The sequence below is a fragment of the Bradyrhizobium valentinum genome, from assembly GCF_001440405.1.
GTDB classification, from domain to species: domain Bacteria; phylum Pseudomonadota; class Alphaproteobacteria; order Rhizobiales; family Xanthobacteraceae; genus Bradyrhizobium; species Bradyrhizobium valentinum.
On sequence record NZ_LLXX01000046.1, the window covers coordinates 37149 to 55758 of the forward strand.

The 18610-nt window shown below is 59.5% G+C and carries 19 protein-coding genes and 1 tRNA gene; 15 read left to right on the plus strand and 5 right to left on the minus strand.

Translation table 11 applies throughout. The features are described 5' to 3' along the window. Positions 1-15: 15 nt before the first annotated feature. Complete coding sequence (locus tag CP49_RS08085; protein ID WP_057849759.1) at positions 16-1422, minus strand: GSU2403 family nucleotidyltransferase fold protein; 1407 nt, start codon at positions 1420-1422, stop codon at positions 16-18. Between the two features lie 444 nt (positions 1423-1866). Here CP49_RS08085 and CP49_RS08090 point away from each other — a divergent pair, with 444 nt between their 5' ends. Genes CP49_RS08090 through CP49_RS44420 form a run of 12 tightly spaced genes read left to right on the plus strand, consistent with a single transcriptional unit; the run spans position 1867 to position 13987 of the window. Beyond that, complete coding sequence (locus tag CP49_RS08090; protein WP_057849760.1) at positions 1867-3894, plus strand: conjugal transfer protein TraG; 2028 nt, start codon at positions 1867-1869, stop codon at positions 3892-3894. A gap of 11 nt (positions 3895-3905) precedes the next feature. Continuing rightward, entirely contained in the window at positions 3906-4460 is a 555-nt protein-coding gene (locus tag CP49_RS08095; protein ID WP_057849761.1) for a hypothetical protein, read from the plus strand. Further along, positions 4453-5436 (plus strand): P-type conjugative transfer ATPase TrbB, encoded by a 984-nt coding sequence (trbB, locus tag CP49_RS08100; RefSeq protein ID WP_057849762.1) that lies wholly within the window; start codon positions 4453-4455, stop codon positions 5434-5436. The genes CP49_RS08095 and trbB overlap by 8 nt, the downstream gene beginning before the upstream one ends. 20 nt (positions 5437-5456) lie before the next feature. Then, positions 5457-5828, plus strand: coding sequence for a TrbC/VirB2 family type IV secretion system protein (locus CP49_RS08105; RefSeq protein ID WP_197423038.1), 372 nt, complete (start codon positions 5457-5459; stop codon positions 5826-5828). After that, positions 5828-6085, plus strand: coding sequence for a VirB3 family type IV secretion system protein (locus CP49_RS08110; protein ID WP_057849763.1), 258 nt, complete (start codon positions 5828-5830; stop codon positions 6083-6085). Before CP49_RS08105 ends, CP49_RS08110 begins: the two co-directional genes overlap by 1 nt. Further along, a complete protein-coding gene (gene trbE, locus CP49_RS08115; protein ID WP_057849764.1) occupies positions 6079-8667 on the plus strand; it encodes a conjugal transfer protein TrbE in 2589 nt (862 codons plus the stop codon). The genes CP49_RS08110 and trbE overlap by 7 nt, the downstream gene beginning before the upstream one ends. Positions 8668-8716: 49 nt before the next feature. Further along, positions 8717-9472, plus strand: a complete 756-nt coding sequence (gene trbJ / locus CP49_RS08120; protein WP_057849765.1) for a P-type conjugative transfer protein TrbJ — start codon at positions 8717-8719, stop codon at positions 9470-9472. A gap of 11 nt (positions 9473-9483) precedes the next feature. Continuing rightward, on the plus strand, positions 9484-10665 hold the full coding sequence (gene trbL / locus CP49_RS08125; protein WP_057849766.1) for a P-type conjugative transfer protein TrbL: 1182 nt from the start codon (positions 9484-9486) through the stop codon (positions 10663-10665). Between the two features lie 4 nt (positions 10666-10669). Beyond that, positions 10670-11374, plus strand: a complete 705-nt coding sequence (gene trbF / locus CP49_RS08130; RefSeq protein WP_057849767.1) for a conjugal transfer protein TrbF — start codon at positions 10670-10672, stop codon at positions 11372-11374. Next, positions 11371-12396, plus strand: a complete 1026-nt coding sequence (gene trbG, locus CP49_RS08135) for a P-type conjugative transfer protein TrbG (RefSeq protein WP_057849768.1) — start codon at positions 11371-11373, stop codon at positions 12394-12396. The genes trbF and trbG overlap by 4 nt, the downstream gene beginning before the upstream one ends. After that, positions 12393-13670: a TraB/TrbI/VirB10 family type IV secretion system protein gene (locus CP49_RS47020; protein WP_245310594.1), complete on the plus strand. Its 1278-nt coding sequence runs from the start codon at positions 12393-12395 to the stop codon at positions 13668-13670. Before trbG ends, CP49_RS47020 begins: the two co-directional genes overlap by 4 nt. Before the next feature lie 5 nt (positions 13671-13675). Then, the gene (locus CP49_RS44420) at positions 13676-13987 is read left to right on the plus strand and encodes a DUF2274 domain-containing protein (RefSeq protein WP_156438163.1); all 312 of its coding nucleotides are present in this window, start codon (positions 13676-13678) and stop codon (positions 13985-13987) included. Between the two features lie 80 nt (positions 13988-14067). Here the strand turns inward: CP49_RS44420 and CP49_RS08150 are convergent, their stop codons facing one another. Then, positions 14068-14490 (minus strand): hypothetical protein, encoded by a 423-nt coding sequence (locus tag CP49_RS08150; RefSeq protein ID WP_057849770.1) that lies wholly within the window; start codon positions 14488-14490, stop codon positions 14068-14070. 87 nt (positions 14491-14577) lie between these two features. Here CP49_RS08150 and CP49_RS08155 point away from each other — a divergent pair, with 87 nt between their 5' ends. Both CP49_RS08155 and CP49_RS08160 read left to right on the plus strand, forming a co-directional pair. After that, positions 14578-14778, plus strand: a complete 201-nt coding sequence (locus tag CP49_RS08155; RefSeq protein ID WP_338060334.1) for a helix-turn-helix domain-containing protein — start codon at positions 14578-14580, stop codon at positions 14776-14778. Positions 14779-14953: 175 nt separating this feature from the next. Further along, positions 14954-15052: transfer RNA gene (locus tag CP49_RS08160), tRNA-Lys, on the plus strand. 141 nt (positions 15053-15193) lie between these two features. On the opposite strand, the gene CP49_RS08165 is transcribed toward CP49_RS08160, so the two are convergent. Beyond that, positions 15194-15664, minus strand: a complete 471-nt coding sequence (locus tag CP49_RS08165; protein WP_156438165.1) for a hypothetical protein — start codon at positions 15662-15664, stop codon at positions 15194-15196. Between the two features lie 591 nt (positions 15665-16255). Between CP49_RS08165 and CP49_RS08170 the strand changes: the two genes are divergently transcribed. Next, positions 16256-16870: a hypothetical protein gene (locus tag CP49_RS08170; RefSeq protein WP_057849772.1), complete on the plus strand. Its 615-nt coding sequence runs from the start codon at positions 16256-16258 to the stop codon at positions 16868-16870. On the opposite strand, the gene CP49_RS08175 is transcribed toward CP49_RS08170, so the two are convergent. Both CP49_RS08175 and CP49_RS08180 read right to left on the minus strand, forming a co-directional pair. After that, positions 16855-17589 (minus strand): hypothetical protein, encoded by a 735-nt coding sequence (locus CP49_RS08175; protein WP_057849773.1) that lies wholly within the window; start codon positions 17587-17589, stop codon positions 16855-16857. The two genes, CP49_RS08170 and CP49_RS08175, sit on opposite strands and share 16 nt — an antisense overlap. A gap of 194 nt (positions 17590-17783) precedes the next feature. Then, positions 17784-18434: a tyrosine-type recombinase/integrase gene (locus tag CP49_RS08180; RefSeq protein WP_082645909.1), complete on the minus strand. Its 651-nt coding sequence runs from the start codon at positions 18432-18434 to the stop codon at positions 17784-17786. Between the last annotated feature and the right edge of the window lie 176 nt (positions 18435-18610).

Here is an 18610-nt window from a genome sequence, read left to right on the forward strand (position 1 = left end):
TTTTCGTGACCGGCCTCAGCGCTTCGTGCGAGCCTTGCTGGTCGATCGGGAGGCGGGCGTTGACAGCTTTGCGGTAGATGTTTCCTTCAAAAGCTTCGGGATGTCCGCGGTTTTGATCAGTACCGCGCCAGGCTCTTCCACCGGCCAGGAGAGATATTTGGTGCGCGCCATGAGCTCGATCTTGGATCTATTTTTCAGAACGCTTTCGATGCGGCCCTTCTGGTCTTGCCCATCTGTCCCGAAATGATCATCGAGGGCCTCCCGACTGATCGCACAGTGGACAACGTTGCCCATCCCGTTGCCTTCGAACATCACGATATCACGACTGAAATCATAGCGTACGGGCGGATTGTTGAAGGATAGGTCGAGGCCAGGAATTGTGGCGCGCAGAACGCCAATCGTTCTGAGTGTCAGATCTCGACCGGAGGAGCCAAGTTGGCTGAGCCCTTCGATAAGGAGGGATCGCCATTTAGGCCCACGATCGAATGCGTCCTGCCAGGCCAGCTCCAGCTCATGTGGTCGCTTCTCGGCAAGCACCTCAAGCAGCGTTTCGGCCTGTTGGATATCCTTATCGCGTTTAGCAAAGCCTTCGGGGCGCCGCCGCGAAACAATGAGCTTGTGAACGGCATACCTTGCCGGTGCGGGAACCTGAACATAAATCCCCGCATTGTGCAGAATCACCGCCGGCTCGGGCTGATAGATGAGGTAATCGAGGAATGGCAAAGGTTGTGCGTTTGTCTTGAGAGACGGTAGGGCTTGCGGTTTATCGGAATTAACTCCGCGAGTGGGTGTCAGAAAATCGACGCGAATGCCCTCATTATCGATGTAGCTGGTTGGGCGCCGGCTATCGGACGCATTTGGAACATCTCGAAAGCTCTTGTCGACGTTACGCAGGATATCGATGATAGGCGGAATGCTATCCTCGACGGCGACAGATATGTCTTTAGCCTGCGCAATATCGACGTCGGCAGTTTGCAGTAGGGATGCGGTCAATCGGATTCCAAGCATCGCCGAGTAGGTCTGGTAGGCAACAGTGCCAACCAAGACGCCGCGAAGTCGGAATACTCCCGCGTTGGCCAATCCCGCGATGATGTCGCCTATGCGAGGTATGGGCCCAGGCAGGTTGTACGACCGCAAGAGTGTGGATACCAGCGTTCGACGTTGCCGCTCGTCACTGCGGATTGTTTGATGGTGCTCAATCTGCGCCAATAATTCGGGCGTTTCCGCTCCGACATATCGTTGCGTACGCGCCTCGCCGGTTCCGGTTTGAAAGTACCAGTAGCGGCGTCCTTTGATGGTTTTGGCCGTAAATGAGCCTTCCTCGGCAAAGGCGTCGTTGAACGCCGCGGCGGCGCAGCGTTCCACGAGCTCTGCATAGGTTGTCTGCGCGACCAGTGGGGGAGCCGCCATCACCATCTCCATCGGTTATACTCAATTCGCAAAATGAGTATAACCCGGCGAGTTTCGAGTGTCCAGAAGCGGTTATACTCAATCTGCGAATTGAGTATAACCGTGATTCAGGCCCAAAAAAGCGCCAAAATCGGCCCAGCGGCTAGAGCGGCAAGCGGAGATCGCCGTATCGGGGGCCGACTCACGGTGCGTCCGACCCGAACCTTACCGGCGATCCGACGCGCGCCGCAGAACCCGGAGCTCCTTCAGGTAATGAGATCCAGTGTCACCACACCGTTCACATTCTATTGAGGTGTTTCTCGAACTACGCCGAAGTTGGACGACGCCTGATCACTCCATAACGCATTTGATCACCGCGGATTTCGTTGCGGAGCACGATTTTTATTTCGATTGAATGTGCATCGTTCTCGTCCTCTTCATCGCGCCGTTCACGTCGCGCTGTGAATGGGGCAGAGAATGTTTCCGGCAAAAATCTACGTGGGACAGATCGCCGTCGTCTTCGGCATCGTCGTCACCTCGACGTGGGGCGCGACGCAGTGGACCGCCAGCGCGCTCGGCTATCAGGACGGCCTTGGCTCGCCCTGGTTCACGCTGTCGGGCTATCCGGTCTATCTGCCATGGCGGCTGTTCGAGTGGTGGTACGCCTACGAAGCGTACGCGCCCGAGATCTTCGAGCGCGCCGGCGCTATATCTGCCGGTGGGGGAATTGCGGGCGCGCTGTTTGCGGTCATCAACTCCGTCTGGCGTGCCCGGCAAAATCAACTGGTCACGACCTATGGCTCGGCGCGTTGGGCGACACATAAGGAAATCGCTGGCGCCGGACTGTTCCGGGCCAAGGGCGTTTTCCTTGGCCGCATCGACGGTGACTATCTCCGCCATGATGGTCCAGAACATGTGATGTGCTTTGCGCCGACCCGCTCGGGCAAGGGCGTGGGTTTGGTGCTGCCGACCTTGCTCTCCTGGACCTCGTCGGCCGTGGTTCACGACATCAAGGGCGAGAATTGGCACCTCACAGCCGGCTGGCGATCGCGCTTCTCGCATTGTTTGTTGTTCGATCCAACCGACACACGGAGCGCCCGGTACAATCCGCTTATCGAGGTGCGGAGGGGCGCCGCGGAAGTCCGGGACGTTCAGAACATCGCCGACATTCTGGTTGATCCGGAAGGCGCGCTTGAACGCCGCACCCATTGGGAGAAAACCAGCCACTCGCTGCTCGTCGGGGTGATCCTTCACGTTCTCTACGCCGAGGAGAACAAGACTCTCACCCGCGTCACCGAAATCCTTGCCGATCCCGCCCAATCGTTTGAGAAGACGCTGCGGATCATGATGGCGACCAACCATCTCGGCACGGCGGACGCGCCAAAGGTTCATCCGGTGGTCGCGGCGACCGCGCGCGAACTGCTCAACAAGTCCGAGAATGAACGCTCCGGCGTATTGTCAACCGCCGTGAGTTTCCTCGGGCTCTACCGGGATCCCACCATCGGCCGCAACACTGCGGCCTGCGACTGGCGGATCGCCGACCTCGTTGCGGCCGACAGGCCAGTCACGCTCTATCTCGTGGTGCCGCCCTCGGACATCAGCCGCACCAAGCCCTTGATCAGGCTGATCCTCAATCAGATCGGCCGCCGCCTTACTGAAACGTTGAACTCAAATGACGGAGCGCCGAGGCAGCGGCAACTCCTGATGATGTTAGATGAGTTCCCGGCGTTGGGGCGGCTTGATTTCTTCGAAAGCGCCCTGGCGTTCATGGCCGGCTACGGCATCCGCGCCTACCTGATCGCGCAGTCGCTCAATCAGATCGCCAAGGCCTATGGCGAGAACAGCGCCATCCTCGACAATTGCCACGTGCGCATCGCGTTCGCCGCCAATGATGAGCGTACAGCCAAGCGTATCTCGGATGCGCTCGGCACCGCCACGGAACTGCGGGCGCAACGCAACTATGCCGGCCATCGGCTCGCGCCCTGGCTCGGGCACGTCATGGTCAGTCGGCAGGAAACCGCGCGACCGCTCTTGACGCCCGGCGAGGTGATGCAACTCCCCCAGAACGAGGCCATCGTTCTGGTGTCGGGCCTCGCACCTGTCCGCGCCAAAAAGCTACGGCATTATGAGGACGCAAACTTCGCCGGGCGGCTGCTCCCGACGCCACGGCTTGATAGCGGCCTGTACGCTGATCGCCCACCCTCGAGAGTTCATGATTGGCAGGACCAGCTCAGGCAGGTCGATCTCCGGCTCGCGACGCTTCCGTTCCGCGATCTGATGCAGAACGCCGAGGAGGACGGCGGACTCAAGCAGCAACTCCCTCTGTTCGACGAACCTGCGCATGGCGCCGGCGAGATTTCTTCAGGCGAGGAACGTCTTTTTGACGACGATTCCGACGCGGCCTCCGATCGCAGCCAGATGCAGCGCGCAGCCAGTGGGCCGGCGACGGTTCGCCGAGCCCATGCAGTGACGCGCGACGACGACGATCTGCTTCCAGCTTTCTGAAGGACCAAGCCATGAAACCGAAACTGTCTGCCTATGTCTCTGATCATGTCGCGAAGCGTCTTGCGCAGGCAGCCAGCCGGCCAGGAACCAACAAGTCGGCAATTGTTGATGCAGCGCTCGACCGCTTTCTCAATCCGGAGCGCGATCAGAGCGGCGATGCAGCCCTGGTGCGGCGCCTCGATCGTTTGAGCCGGCAGCTCGACCAGATGGATCGCGATCTTTCGATCACGGCGGAAACTATTGCGCTCTTTGTCCGCTACTACCTCACCATCACGCCGCCATTGCCGTCGGGTGACCAGCACGCCGCGCGCGCCTTAGGGCGCGAACGCTTTGAGATGTTCGTGGCCCAGATCGGCAAACGCGTCGCCTCGGGCGGACGGCTCGTAGCCGACGTGATGGAGCGGGTCAGCACGTCGAATCCGGATCTGTTCTTGAGGAATCTGGAGGAGCGCGCGCCGTTGGGCCAGCCGACGGCAGGAGACAAAACCGACCCCCGTGCAACCAAAGCAACGGGTGAGCCGCCGGAGCATCCTCCGGAAGGACGAGAGGAGGTCGGCCATGTCTGATCTCCTCTCGCCCGAGACCCGTGAGCGCCGCCGCAACATGCTGCGTACCGCCATGGGCCCGGCCATCGCAGTAGCGCTTGATGAGCCGGACGTTGTTGAAGTTCTGGTCAATCCCGACGGCCGGCTCTGGCTCGACCGCCATGGTTCCGGACGTGCCGACACCGGCGTGGTCCTGACGCCGCACGAGGCGGAGCGGATCATCCGTCTCGTTGCAAGCCACGTCCGCGCCGAGGCCAGCGGATCGTCTCCGATCGTCTCTGCCGAACTGCCCGAAACTGGCGAGCGGTTCGAGGGGCTGTTGCCGCCGGTGGCGCTCGCGGCCTGCTTTGCTATCCGCAAGCCCGCAACAGCCACGTTCCATTTGTCAGACTATGTCAGGGCGCAGATTGCCTCGCCCGCGATGGCAAAAATCCTCAGCGAGGCTGTCGCAGAGGGGCGCAACATCCTGGTCGCTGGTGGGACCGGTTCGGGCAAGACCACACTTGCCAATGCGCTCCTGGCCGAGGTCGCAGGTCTCGACCAGCGGGTGGTCATCATCGAGGACACCCGCGAACTCAGGTGCGACGCCAAGGACGCGGTCGCGCTGAGGACCAAGCCCGGGGTTGCAACGCTTGCCGATCTGGTGCGCTCGACCCTTCGGTTGCGCCCCGACCGAATTGTGGTCGGCGAGGTCCGGGGAGGGGAAGCCCTAGACATGCTGAAAGCCTGGAACACCGGCCATCCCGGTGGAATCGCAACGGTGCACGCCAACTCCGCGCGCGCGGCGCTCTATCGGATCGAGCAACTGATCCAGGAAGCGGTAACGACCGTTCCCCGCCGCCTGATCGCAGAAGCGATCGATCTCGTCGTCTTCATCAAGGGACGCGGCCCCGGACGCCGCATCGAGACAACTCTTGAGGTCAAAGGCCTCGATCTTTCAGGCGACTACGTCCTGGAGATACCGCCCGGCCTGCCGAACCCCGTCGATCATCCCTGATCAAGACCTGGAAGGTTTTCATGACGTTCAGACTGCAAGTCTCAGCCGTGCGTGGTCGCCTTGGACGACTTTGTTATGTTGCCCACCCCGTCATCGTCGACTTCGGCGCCGGCGCCACTGTCACGTTGCTGACGGCGTCGGCTGCCTGCGCGGCGGGTTCTGGCATGCCGTGGGAGGCGCCACTCGAGCGCATTCTGGAATCCGTACAGGGGCCGGTCGCAAAGATCGTAGCTGTCATCATCATCACGGTGACCGGGATCTCGCTCGCCTTTGGTGATACCTCCGGCGGCTTCCGGAAGATGGTTCAGGTCGTGTTCGGCCTGTCCATCGCCTTTGCGGCCAGCTCGTTTTTTCTGTCGTTCTTCTCGTTCGGCGGCGGAGCGCTGATCTGATGCGAAGCTTTGGCTTTGAACTTGTTCTTCACCGCTCGCTGACCGAGCCGATTTTGATCGGAGGCGCCCCGCGCGCCGCCGCGATTCTGCTTGGCACGGTTTCGGCTGTGCTGGCGCTCGGCTTAAGGCTCTGGCTCGCGGGGCTCGTGCTCTGGATCGTCGGGCACGGTATCGCCGTCTGGCTTGCCAGGCGCGATCCGGCCTTTGTCGAAGTCGCTGTCCGCCACACCAAGCACAAGGGATGGCTCGCATGCTGAATTTGCGCGAATTTCGCTCCCATGCTCATCGGCTGGCCGACTGGCTGCCCTGGGCCTGTCTGATTGCGCCCGGAATTGTCCTGAACAAGGACGGCAGTTTCCAGCGCACGGTGCGTTACCGCGGCCCTGATCTCGACAGCGCCACCGAAGCAGAACTGATGAGCGCGGCATCCCGCGTCAACAATGTCCTGAAAAGATTTGGCTCCGGCTGGGCGCTGTTCTTCGATGCCACCCGCATACCGGCCTCGGATTACCCGCGGTCGCAATTTCCCGACGCGGTGTCGTGGCTGGTCGACGAGGAGCGGCGCGCGTCCTTTGAGGGAACGGTTGATACGGCATGGGGTGACCCCTCCCGTCACGGGAGCCAACATTTTGAGAGCATCTCGCATCTCACGTTCATGTATCTGCCGCCGGTCGAGCAGGTCTCAAGGCTGGAGACCCTGTTTCTGGAAAATCCGGGCATTCAAACGACCGGCTCGAACCCGCTGTCTCGCTTGTTTCGGAGACGGAACGCCGCTCACTCGCAGCATGTGGCCGACCACAATGCGCCAGGACGTGATGGCTCAAGCGGCGGTCAACCGCCGCAACGAACAGCGCGGCCGGGCGCTTACGAGGAGCATCTCCAGCGATTCGTTCAGGAGACCGATCGTGCCGTCGATTTGCTCTCGTCGGTTCTGCCGGAAATCGCCGCGCTCGACGACCAGGACACACTGACCTATCTGCACAGCTGTGTCTCGACGAAGCGACATCCCGTCAGCGTTCCCGGGATTCCGGCCTATCTGGACGCATTCCTGAGCGATGAGCCGCTGACCGGCGGTCTCTCGCCAGCGATTGGCCGCAGCCACCTTCGCACGGTGACCGTTCTGGGCTTTCCGGCCGTTACGTTTCCGGGGGTACTCGACGATCTGAACCGGCTCGGCGTCGCCTATCGATGGGCCACGCGCTTCCTGCCGCTCGACCGGACGCAAGCCCAAGCAGCACTTTCCCGCTATCGGAGGCAATGGTTCGCCAAGCGCAAATCCCTGGGCGCCATCCTGAAGGAGGTGATGTTCAACGAGCAGGCGGCCTTGCTCGACACGGATGCGGATAACAAGGCGGTGGACGCGGATGCGGCGCTCCAGGAGCTCGGCGATGACCTCGTGGCGTTCGGCTACATCACAACATCAGTCACCGTTCACGACGAGGATTCCTACGCCGCCGACGAGAAGATTCGCGCGGTAGAACGGGCCATCAACAGCCGCGGCTTCACCACAATCCGGGAGAACGTCAACGCGGTGGAAGCCTGGCTCGGCAGCCTGCCGGGGCAGGCTTACGCCAACCTGCGTCAGCCGATCGTCCATACCCTCAACCTTGCCCATATGTGTCCTTTGTCTGCCGTTTGGGCAGGTGAGGCGCGCTGCGAACATCTGGATGGACCGCCGCTTCTCCTGGCCAAGACCAACGGCGCGACGCCGTTTCGCCTGACGCTGCATGTCGGCGATGTCGGCCACAGCCTGATCGTTGGCCCAACCGGCGCCGGCAAATCTGTCCTTTTGTCGGTACTTGCTCTTCAATTCCGCCGCTATCAAGGATCGCAGCTTGTGATCTTCGACAAGGGCCGTTCGGCCCGCGCGGCAACGCTAGCGCTCGGCGGTGCCTGGTATGAGTTGGGGGTGAAGGGCGGACTTGCGTTCCAGCCACTTCGGGATGTCGATGACGAGGGAGCGCGGCTCTGGGCGCTCGACTGGTTATGCGGTGTTCTTGCCCACGAACGGGTCCTCATCACGCCCGAGGTCAAGGAGACGATCTGGTCGGCCCTGAAGAGCCTTGGCTCGGCACCGGTCGCGGAACGCACCATGACCGGTCTTGTGGCCTTGTTGGCGCGCGACGTGTTGCGCCAGGCGCTGACGCCCTACACCCTGGAAGGTCCTTACGGACGCTTTCTTGATGCCGACGCAGACAGGCTGTCCAGCGCCGATGTGCTGACGTTCGAGATGGAAGAATTGATGGCGCTGCCCGGACTGGTGGCGCCCGTGCTGACTTATCTATTCCATGCGCTTGAGGCGCGATTTGATGGCCGTCCGACGCTACTTGTCCTGGATGAGGCCTGGTTGTTCCTGGACGACCCGTTGTTCGCTGACCGTATCCGCGAATGGCTGAAGACGCTCCGCAAGAAGAACGTCGCCGTAGTATTCGCGACCCAGTCACTTAGTGACATTGCCGACAGCCAGATTGCGCCGGCGATCATTGAGTCCTGCCCAACCCGGATATTCCTGCCAAACCCCCGGGCGCTCGAGCCTACGCAGTCGGAGACCTACCGCCGTTTCGGTTTTAACGACACGCAAGTGCGCCTGATCGCGGAAGCCTTTCCGAAGCGGGATTATTACCTGCAATCGCGCGCGGGCAATCGCCTGTTCGAACTTGGGCTCGGTCCAATTGCGCTAGCCTTCGCGGCGGCTTCATCGCCCGAGGATCAGCGCCTGATTGAGGCGCTACTGGCCAAATTCGGCCCCGCCCAATTCGCCGAACGCTACCTCGCTGCCCGAGATCTTCAGTGGGCCGCCAATCTGATCAGCACCTTCGAGCATGTCAGGGACGCGTGATTCCTCGCGTTGCCTGCAAATCCTTATCCTCAAATCCGGAGTTCATTCGATGCTGGAAAAGCCATTCGGCAAAACTGTTCCACGAAAAATACCGACCAGTGTCGTCGCAATCGGACTAGCGCTCGTTGTTGCGGTGAATGGGTCGCGACGACTCGGAGCCCAGATCGTGGTGTTCGATCCATCGAACTACAGCCAGAATATTCTGACCGCCGCGCGGGCATTGGATCAGATCAACAATCAGATCAAGAGCCTCGAAAACGAGGCGCAGATGCTGATCAACGGGGCCAGGAACCTGACGAGCCTGCCAAGCAGCGTCGTTGGCCAACTCACCTCGAAGATCAACGAGATCAACAGCCTGATCGCCCAGGCCAAGGGCATCTCGTTCGACGTTCAGAAAACCCAAGGCGACTTTCAGCGGTTTTATCCTCGCCAATATACTGCTGCCGTGTCCTCAGACCGGATGGTGCAGGACGCGACAGCTCGCTGGGACAACACCTATCAGGCGCTGAAGCAAACGCTGGTGACCCAGGCGACGATTGCCTCAGCGCTCGACCAGGACGGGCAGACCCTCCGTATCCTGATGGCGAATTCTTCGGGCGCCGTCGGGTCCCTACAGGCCCAGCAGTCCGGTAACGAACTGCTGGCGCTTCAGGTTAAGCAGTCGCTGCAGGCCCAGGCGCTGGTCGCGACGCAGTCCCGGGCTGAGGCCTTGCGAGCGGTCGAGCAGCAGGCCTCCGCGGAGGCAGGGCGCGAGCGCTTTACCCGCTTCATCGGAGACGGCCGCGCTTACACCGGTCGACGCTAGAGGAGGGGACCATGGCTGATCTCGCGGTCATCGACCGTTTCACCGAAACATTCTCGCGCTACATCGATTCCGGCTTCGGAATTCTCGGCGGCGACGTTGCGTTTCTGAGCTCAACGCTGGTTGTCATTGATTTGACACTTGCGGGCTTAGCGTGGAGCCTGCGCGCCGACGATCACATCCTGGTTACGCTTGCCAAGAAGGTGCTTTATGTCGGGGCATTCGCCTTCATCATTGGCAACTTCAAGTCGCTTGCCGGCATCGTCTTCAGCTCGTTCTCAAGCATCGGGTTGAAGGCAGGCGGCGGGTCGCTGAGCGCGGCGGATCTGATGCGGCCGGGCTTCGTGGCCTCGACAGGATTCACCGCAGCGCATCCGCTGCTGGAGGAAACCAGCCAGTTCTCCGGCTTCGACATACTTACCAATCTGCCCACGATTCTGATCCTGCTGTTTTGCTGGATCGTGATCGTGCTCGCGTTCTTTATCCTCTTGGTCCAGCTGTTCGTCACCTTGATCGAGTTCAAATTGACGACGCTCGCGAGTTTCATCCTGGTGCCGTTTGCGCTCTGGGGCAAAACGTCTTTTCTTGCGGAAAAAACGCTCGGCAATGTCATCGCATCCGGGGTCAAGGTGATGGTGCTTGCAATCATCATCGGCATCGGATCGACCATCTTCGGCGAGCTTTCTACGACGCTGACCCGGCCGGTCGATATTGTTTCCGCCATGAGCCTGCTGCTTGCCGCGCTCTCCTTGTTCGGGCTCGGCATCTTTGGTCCAGGCATCGCGGCCGGTCTGGTGTCGGGCGCGCCCCAACTTGGTGCAGGTGCGGCCGCGGGCACGGTTGCGGGCGCTGCGGCGGTCGCGATTGGTGGCGGCGCGATGGCGCTTGGCGGATTGCGGATGGCGGCGGGTGGATCGGTCGGCGCGCTCCGTTCCGCTGCGTCGCTTGCTGGCACGTCGGCGAGTGGGGCTGGCTCGGCAGCAGACATGGCAGTCACTCGCCAGAGTTCTCAGCCTGCGAAATCGGGCGCGCTTGGCCGTCAGGACTCCGCTTCATCCAGCGGCAAACCATCAGGTCTGGCCGGCCAATTCCGTCGAGGGCAGCAAATCAAGGAGGCGGCGCAGATTGCCAGCCACTCCCTGAAGGAAGGCGACAAAGGTGGACACTCTTCCGGTCCCAAGCTGGGAGAGGACTGAAGGTATGGCGTCTCATCCCTTCCACCGCCCGTCGGTCCGCTATGGCAATTCGCCCGAGCCGGTCACGCCCTATCAGAAGGCGCAACAGGTCTGGGACGAACGGTTGGGCTCGGCCCGCGTTCAGGCCAGCAACTGGCGGCTAGCCGCTCTGGCCGCTACAGCACTTTCAACTGTGTTGGGTCTGACGCTCTCGACGGTGATCGGCCGGTCCAGCGTAGTGCCGTATGTGGTCGAAGTTGATCGCCTCGGCGAGGTGCGCGCGGTCGGTCCGGCATTTGAGACCTACCAGCCGTCCGACGCCCAGATCGCGCACTTCCTGGCGCGCTTCGTCGAAAACGTCCGCTCGCTATCGATTGACCCGATCATCGTGCGAACGAACTGGCTTCGGGCGTACGACTTTGTCACCGATCGCGGGGCGCAGGCTCTTAACGAGTATGCGCGCGAAGCCGACCCCTTCACCAAGATCGGCGCGAAAACCGCAACCGCCGACGTGATTTCGGTCGTCCGTGCATCCGGCGACAGTTTCGAGATTCGCTGGAAGGAGAATACCTACGAGAACGGCGCAGTCGCAAAGACCGAGCGCTTCACCGGCCTCGTGACAGTCATCCTGAAACCTCCAACGAGCGCCGAGACGTTGCGGAAAAATCCGCTCGGTCTCTACGTTCATTCCCTCAACTGGTCGCGCGACCTGATCGGAGACGCAAAATGATGTCCTTTGCCATGAAGAGCCGCGCGTCGGTGAGCATCCTTTCCCTGGCGCTCGCACTTGGGGGCTGTGCCACGAAATTGAATCTCGAGGCGCCGTACGACGAAATGACGTTTGAGAAGGCTCTTCCAGAGGCTGATCCGCCCAAGCCAGTCGAGGTTGTCGAGGTACCCAAGGTGTTGCCGCTGCCCGGTCAGCTCAAGCCATGGCCGACCAAAGGCGTCAAGGGAGAGAAGGTTCCGCCGGAGCAGGCGATAGCCACTGCCAACAAGGCCGCACGGATCGAACCGACCCGGGCCGGTTACATCAATGCCATTCAAGTTTATCCTTGGACCGAAGGCGCGCTTTATCGGCTCTACACCAGCCCGGAGAAGGTTTCCACCATCGTGCTGCAGCCAGCCGAGGAACTGATCGATGTCTCGACTGGCGACACAGTGCGGTGGGTCATCGCTGACACCATAAGCGGGCAGGCGGGCACACGGCGGGTTCATATCCTGGTCAAGCCGACGCTGCCGGATATTCAGACCAATCTCGTGGTCCTGACCGACCGGCGCACCTACCACCTCGAGCTCGTCTCCACCAAGCAAACCTACATGGCCTCGATTTCCTGGACCTATCCGACCGACAGTCTGGTCGCACTTCACAAGCAGAACCAGGCGGCGCAGGAGACCGAACAACGTGTCGCTGATCGCGGCGTGCGGCTGGACAGCTTGAACTTCCGCTATCGGATCGAGGGGGACGACCCGCCGTGGCGGCCGCTTCGCGCCTTCGACGATGGCCATAAGGTCTTTATTCAGATGCCGTCGGGTCTGTCCCAAGGCGAGGCGCCGCCGCTGTTCATCGCCGGCGCCGATGGCCGACCTAACCTCGTCAATTATCGCGTGCGAGGCTCTTACTACATCGTCGACCGGATGTTCGGCGCCGCCGAGCTTCGCCTTGGCGAGAATCCCCAGCGCACGGTTCGGATAATCCGCACCGATGCGCGCCCGGTTTCTCAGATCTTCAGCATCGGAGGCGCATCGTGATCGAGGATTCCGACAAGGTACCACCAGAACGGTTGGAATTGCGGGCACGGCCGCGGCCGATCCGCCGTCTCAACAAACGTACCCTCATGATCGGCTGCGCGGTCGCCACGTTGTTCATCGCGGGTGCGACGATCATTGCGCTCAGTCCGCCTCGGATGTTCAAACCCACCGAACGAACCGAATTGTACAATACCGACCGCAAGCAGACGGCTGACGGGCTCACCAAGCTGCCCAAATCTTACCAGGACTTGCCGCCAAAACTTGGCCCACCATCGCCCGGCGATATCGGTCGCGCCTTCGCCGAGAGTGAGAAGAAACTAGGGGCAAGCCCATCCGAAACGCCGTTCCAGGCTAACCCAGAGCAGGATGTTGAGCGGGCAGAGCGGATCCGTCAGGCTCGTATTGCGCAGCAGGCCAAAGAGTCGGGCCTGCTGTTTCGCCTGTCTGAAAAGCAGGACCGGCGCAAGCAGCTGGTGGCTGCGGTCACAGCCATTGAGCAGCCTTCGGCATTTCGTCCGGTACCCGCGGATAACACTCCGACGACGGCTGATCTCCTTGCAAGGGCGCATGGCTTGAACGACAGGTCCAGCGAAATCATTCCATCGTCCCCGGCGCGCAAGCTCGCCTTCGTTAGTGCCAAAGCTGACAAGGAAACGACCAACCCGCACCCCCTCGCAGCCGCACCGTCGCCCTACGCGCTTATGGCGGGATCGATCATTCCGGCGAGCCTGATCACTGGCTTAAATTCCGATCTGCCGGGATCGACGATCGCCCAGGTAACGGAAAACGTCTACGACACGGTGACCGGCGAGCATCTTCTCGTCCCGCAGGGAACAAGGCTTTTCGGTAAATACGACAGTGTCGTTGCATTTGGCCAGAAGCGTGCGCTGGTGGTCTGGACGCGCCTGATCCTGCCGAATGGCAGTTCGATCGTGATTGAGAACCTTCCGGCGACCGATTTCGCCGGATACTCCGGCCTCGAGGATGAGGTCGATTTCCATACGTGGCAATTGCTCAAGGGGATTGGCCTCGCGACGCTTCTCGGCGTTGGGACCCAGCTCTCGCTTGGCAATGATGAAGGCGATCTGATCAAGGCGCTTCGCGAAAGCGTTCAGCAGACGACCAATAGGGCAGGTCAGCGACTTGTCGAGCGTGAACTCGATGTCCAGCCGACCATCACGGTGCGGCCAGGCTGGCCGCTGCGTGTGATTGTTTCGAAGGATCTCGTGCTGAAGCCTTATCAAGACATGCAGACGGTGGCCAAGGCGAGATAATGCCAATGAAACTTTCGAAACTGCCCGACCGCACGCCGGTCAAGCTCAGCACAACGTTATCGCCGAATCTGGCAGCGCGGCTTCGCGACTACGCAGATTTCTACGCCGAGACCTATGGCACCCGGGAAGAAGTGGCCGATCTCGTGCCGTTTATACTCGAGGCGTTTCTTGATGGAGATGTGGATTTCCGGCGTGCGAGCAGGGCAGGTGGCGCGAAGGATTCGTCCAATCCCACTTCTCGGAATCCTGAGAATCGGCGCACCCGAAATGGATCGGGGCAAAGTGGGGGAAATCTCGGCCAAGGAACCAGCACGTAAGTCAACTCTGGCCAGGAACGCGCATGCCTTTGTACATGGCAAAACAGCCATTTGCGACCAAGCGAGGAGCTGGAAGCTTTTCAGTCAGTAGTTTTGAGTGCGGTTTTCGTTTCGCTCCCTGTCTGGCTGGTGGCGTATTTCACCAGCCTGACGGAATCCTCAAGCCGTTGCAGAAACGTACTCAGATCCGCCGCGGTCGCTTCTTCCATACGGAGATTTTCGGCATTTACCGCCCTTTGAACTAGGGCATCAATCGACGTGGCGGCAGTGAGGAGATCAGGTGTGCTGCCCGTAGACATGATCATAGAAGAAGTTACTGTGCCGTCTGGACTAACTCTCGCGGTCAATGTTGCTCTAGTTAGCACCGTTTGCTCGACGATCGGGATGGGGACTTCGACCACGAACGCGTAATTGCTGGTCCCGACAATACGATATCCAAATCGATAGGTATTGCTCGTAATCTCTGCGAATGGCTCTAGCGGGACCGTCTCAGGGCGATTCATAGGGGGCTGCCTCTGCCATTACGTTTGTTGAGTATACTCAATTGATGGGTATGCTCAACAAGAAGCATGCCGTCTCTCATGGACGGGATGAGAGATATTGTTGCCAAGAACCTTCGACGGCTCCGGCATGAAAAGGGCTGGAGTCAGGAGGAACTCTCGTTTCGAGCAAAAGTGGATCGAAGTTATATCAGCCAGTTAGAGACCAGCGCTTACAGTGCTTCGGTCACGATGCTCGGCAAGCTTGCAAGAGCGCTGGGTGTGGATGCTGGCGACCTACTGAAGCGATAAGTGAGCCCAGTGCGGTCGATCACCCGTTGCTGAACTCAGATATTGGGTGGTCATAAACAAAACGAACTCCGGCCATCGTTGTAAACTTCTGCACGTCAGGAGCGCTTTTTGCGGCAAGTAGCTGCGGAGAATTAGTTCGACCCAGATCCGAGCCAAAATCTACTCGAACGCCCCTGGGTAGCAATGCCGAATTTGCACTGCCGCGTGGGCGACGTCCACGAGTAGATGACTCTTAATCATCGGGTCCCAGGTTCGAGCCCTGGTGCTCCCACCAAACAAAAGTAACTGCGCCGTAGCGGTTTCCGTTGTTTTGGCCCTCGCAAGATCCATCGGCGCAATCCATTAGTTGAGTTTAGGAGACGTTCTGACGAACTCGAATCGCGAGGTCAGCGTTTCGCGGACATACTGCATCACATCAAAAAGCGCGTCCCACTGAGCTGCGGCGTTTCCTGGACGGCGGATCGGAAAGCCGCGCCTTTATCGTACTGCTTCGCGGGTTTTCTGCGACACCGCCGAACAAGAGGACCATAGCCTCAAGAAGGCTGCTTCGGGCAACGCCGATGTAGTGCCATAGCGACCAGGTATTTCTGTCGTCGGAGAACGCGATAGAATTGTCCGATATGATTTTCGAAACGAAGGTATCGACGTTGTCCAGGTATACCTGGTGCTTGCCGTCTTCTTGGTGGAATAGAAATGCTGCCCGCCAAAGTGAAAAACCGGCACTAGCTAACAGTCCAGAGACGCGAAGGAAGACCGACGGCCCCAGGTGTTCCCGGTACTCGCGAACGAATTCCAAAAGCTGGATCAGCTCTGGTTGGATGCGGGAGCGTGCCCGGACCATCTGCTTGAAATGCTCGACTTGCTTTTCTGGATCTTTTTCTGCCATGGCCATTTCCTTATCCCCAGCGAGCATATTGCACGAAACTCAAGCTGCGAGACAATAGGTAGGTTCGTGATGCAGATGTAGTGCATCGTGGCCAGGAAAAGCGCCGCGCTTCATCCGTGGCGCGTTTTCTGTTCATAAGCCACGGTCTGACAACGAGCGTAGCGGTGCTATCACTCACATTCACCAGAAAAACTATGGAGTTGTTCTCGTTTCGCCAGCAACGTCTAAGCCCTAACGACTGGCGACTTCATGGGGTTGCGAGACGATGCACCTTGAAGATTGTTGATGGGAATAGTCTAGCGCAAACAAGGTGTACATCTTGTTGAAAAGATACCTCGCTATATTGCTTGCCGTTGACGTTGAAACTCAATGACGGGACAGGACAAGAGGAATTCAATTGCCTCGGCGAGACCTTTCTGTCGCGCCTCCCCACCAGCAAATTTCAATTTTGGCCGCTTAAATTCACTTTCCAGCATTTGTCTCTTCAACCTCCTAGGGTAGGTTCTGAAGATACTGAAATGCGGATTGCCTACGTTCTACATAAACACTAAGCGACCAGTCAGACTGAACAACTGAAGGGTATAGAAAGCTATGGCTACGGTGTGGGTTGTTTGGGACGGCGTGCCGAGGGTGTTTTCTTCAGCGCAAGCCGCAACTAAATATCGGGATGAATGGCCGCGCCTCAATGAAGGCGAAATCTTCGAGGCTGAAATCGACGGCACCAGGCTAATGCTTTTTCAACCGTGGCAATTAGAGTCGGAGAAGACCTATCGCTCCATCGGCTTTTTCATGCACGAGTTCTCGCAGGTTGAGTATTCGCTACGCTATGCGGTTGGAGAAGAGCTTGCGCTCAAGCCGAAGCATTTAGATGTGGTTACGGCAGCTTTCGACGTTGCGGCGCTTTGCAATCTTGCCGTGGTGCTCTTCGGAGAGCGCGGCGAAATGAAGAAGCTCATAAACCGATTTAGGAAACTAAACGACCATAGGCAGCGAGTTGCCCATGGCCTTTGGATGCCAGAATCAGAGGGTGGGTACGTGCATCACATTGCGCGCACCAATCTCAAGGATATGGCGTACAAACAGCAAGCTCACGAATTGGAAAAATTGGCTGAAGAAGCTCTGAGTCTGCGCAATGAGTTCTCGGTAGAACTCACCGGCATGGGCATCTATTTCCAGACAGAGGATGACGATCATCCAGTGGAATAATCTTCGTCCCAGTTCGACAGTGTGGCGATGTTCGGCAGATCGCCGAAGCGTCGCCAGAACATCGGCGGCAGTTCGATCCGCATCCCGTGATTTTCATCAGCGCCGATGTAAAAGTTGCCGTCGTCGCCGGATATGTGCAGCCGTACTGGACAACCCGTGTTCTTCGTCCAGCCCTTCAGGTTAGCGATGCTCATGGGACCAAAGCCGGAGCGGATTTCTTCGGCATCCGCAAAGATTGTCCTGGCCGTCTCCAGGCCTTTCGAGAGCATCCGGGCTGCTTTTGCCTGATCCTCGTTCGTCATCTCGCGGACGCGGTCCTGCAACTCATCGCCGAAGTTGATGAAGCTCAGGCGCTTGGCGCATGTAGTGGCGCGGCCAGCCAGTCGGGAAGCTCGCGGGCTGAACATCCGGAAACCGGGGAATTCAGCGAACACATGCTCGTCCAGGAAATCCTCAACCTCTTCCTGACCCGCTCGCGTGCGCCGCATCCTTCGGCTCATAAAGCTGATGGTGAGAGAGCCGCGGCCAACGTGACGCCAGAGGTCGACATGCAGGATCTCGGTCATACGCTGCTGCAAGGTGGCATGGACTTGGTCCACGGCCTGCAAAGTGGGCGCGGCGTTCTGGATCACCTCGATAGCGGTGGCCGCGAGGTGCAGGTTCTTGATGAGGTAGTCGATCGTACGCCGCTCTGCTTCCTCGCGATTGAAGACTTCCACAGCCGCGAGCGCAGAAGATCGGCCTGTCCGCTGTCCCGTCGTTCCTTGGGTCGCATCGTCCCCTCCGATGCGACCACGGAATCATGACCCGTGATTCGAGGGAATCGCAAAAATGAAATTGCAAGCTTTGCGGCCTTCAAATCCAAAAAGCTCGCAATCTCAAATGTCGTCCTCTCCGGAAAACAGACTCCCGCTCAAGAGGTTGCGGCATGGCAGGCGCGATTGAGCTGGCGCGTCGTCATCGGCTGCACGCGGTCGCGGCCAGGAAACAACCAGCCCTGCGGTCGTGCTGTCTTCCACCAGGCACGCAGCAACTCGAGCAGATGCGGAGACAGCATCACATAGCGGTCTTTGCGGCCTTTGCCTTGTTCGACACGGATCACCATGCGCTTGCTGTCGATGTCGCCGATCTTGAGCGAGATCACCTCGGCGGCGCGCAAACCTGCGCCGTAAGCCACACTCAGCGCCGCCTTGTACTTGAGGCCCGGCGCAGCATCCAGGAGCCGCGTCACCTCCTCCGGGCTGAGCACGACCGGCAGCTTGCGGGGCTCGTGGAGGAATGTGGTGTGCTCGATGATATCGGAGCGCCTGAGCGTGATCCTGAAGAAGAACCGCAACGCAGCTACGGTATGATTGAGAATCGGGATGTGCGCGCCGTTCGCCGCCAGATGCAATTGAAAGCGTCGGACGTCCTCGAAGCTCGCCGTGTCGGGCGATCGGCCGAGGAAGATAGCAAAATCCTTGATAGTACGGATGTAGCCTTGCTGGGTTTTTGGCGCTAACTTGCGGATCGTCATGTCTTCGATCATGCGCCGCCGCAATGGGCTCATGGCCTGGTTGGTCATGGGATGCTCCTGTCTTGAGTGAAGGTCGCGAACCCCTCATCTCAGGACAGGACGTCCCGTTGCGCTATCGTGTTGGCTGTGTTGACCGCCGCAGCGAGCTACCGCGCGAGCGGTTTAGTCGTGTGCCGGGCATGCTCAATAGCTCGGAAGTGAAAGTCTTCCACCCAACCTGATGG

Coding starts and splice junctions, on each gene's coding strand:
- CP49_RS08085 (WP_057849759.1), bottom strand. CDS start 1,422: ATGGAGATGGTGATGGCGGCTCCCCCACTGGTCGCGCAGACAACCTAT.
- CP49_RS08090 (WP_057849760.1), top strand. CDS start 1,867: ATGTTTCCGGCAAAAATCTACGTGGGACAGATCGCCGTCGTCTTCGGC.
- CP49_RS08095 (WP_057849761.1), top strand. CDS start 3,906: ATGAAACCGAAACTGTCTGCCTATGTCTCTGATCATGTCGCGAAGCGT.
- trbB (WP_057849762.1), top strand. CDS start 4,453: ATGTCTGATCTCCTCTCGCCCGAGACCCGTGAGCGCCGCCGCAACATG.
- CP49_RS08105 (WP_197423038.1), top strand. CDS start 5,457: ATGACGTTCAGACTGCAAGTCTCAGCCGTGCGTGGTCGCCTTGGACGA.
- CP49_RS08110 (WP_057849763.1), top strand. CDS start 5,828: ATGCGAAGCTTTGGCTTTGAACTTGTTCTTCACCGCTCGCTGACCGAG.
- trbE (WP_057849764.1), top strand. CDS start 6,079: ATGCTGAATTTGCGCGAATTTCGCTCCCATGCTCATCGGCTGGCCGAC.
- trbJ (WP_057849765.1), top strand. CDS start 8,717: ATGCTGGAAAAGCCATTCGGCAAAACTGTTCCACGAAAAATACCGACC.
- trbL (WP_057849766.1), top strand. CDS start 9,484: ATGGCTGATCTCGCGGTCATCGACCGTTTCACCGAAACATTCTCGCGC.
- trbF (WP_057849767.1), top strand. CDS start 10,670: ATGGCGTCTCATCCCTTCCACCGCCCGTCGGTCCGCTATGGCAATTCG.
- trbG (WP_057849768.1), top strand. CDS start 11,371: ATGATGTCCTTTGCCATGAAGAGCCGCGCGTCGGTGAGCATCCTTTCC.
- CP49_RS44420 (WP_156438163.1), top strand. CDS start 13,676: ATGAAACTTTCGAAACTGCCCGACCGCACGCCGGTCAAGCTCAGCACA.
- CP49_RS08150 (WP_057849770.1), bottom strand. CDS start 14,490: ATGAATCGCCCTGAGACGGTCCCGCTAGAGCCATTCGCAGAGATTACG.
- CP49_RS08155 (WP_338060334.1), top strand. CDS start 14,578: ATGAGAGATATTGTTGCCAAGAACCTTCGACGGCTCCGGCATGAAAAG.
- CP49_RS08165 (WP_156438165.1), bottom strand. CDS start 15,664: ATGGCAGAAAAAGATCCAGAAAAGCAAGTCGAGCATTTCAAGCAGATG.
- CP49_RS08170 (WP_057849772.1), top strand. CDS start 16,256: ATGGCTACGGTGTGGGTTGTTTGGGACGGCGTGCCGAGGGTGTTTTCT.
- CP49_RS08180 (WP_082645909.1), bottom strand. CDS start 18,434: ATGACCAACCAGGCCATGAGCCCATTGCGGCGGCGCATGATCGAAGAC.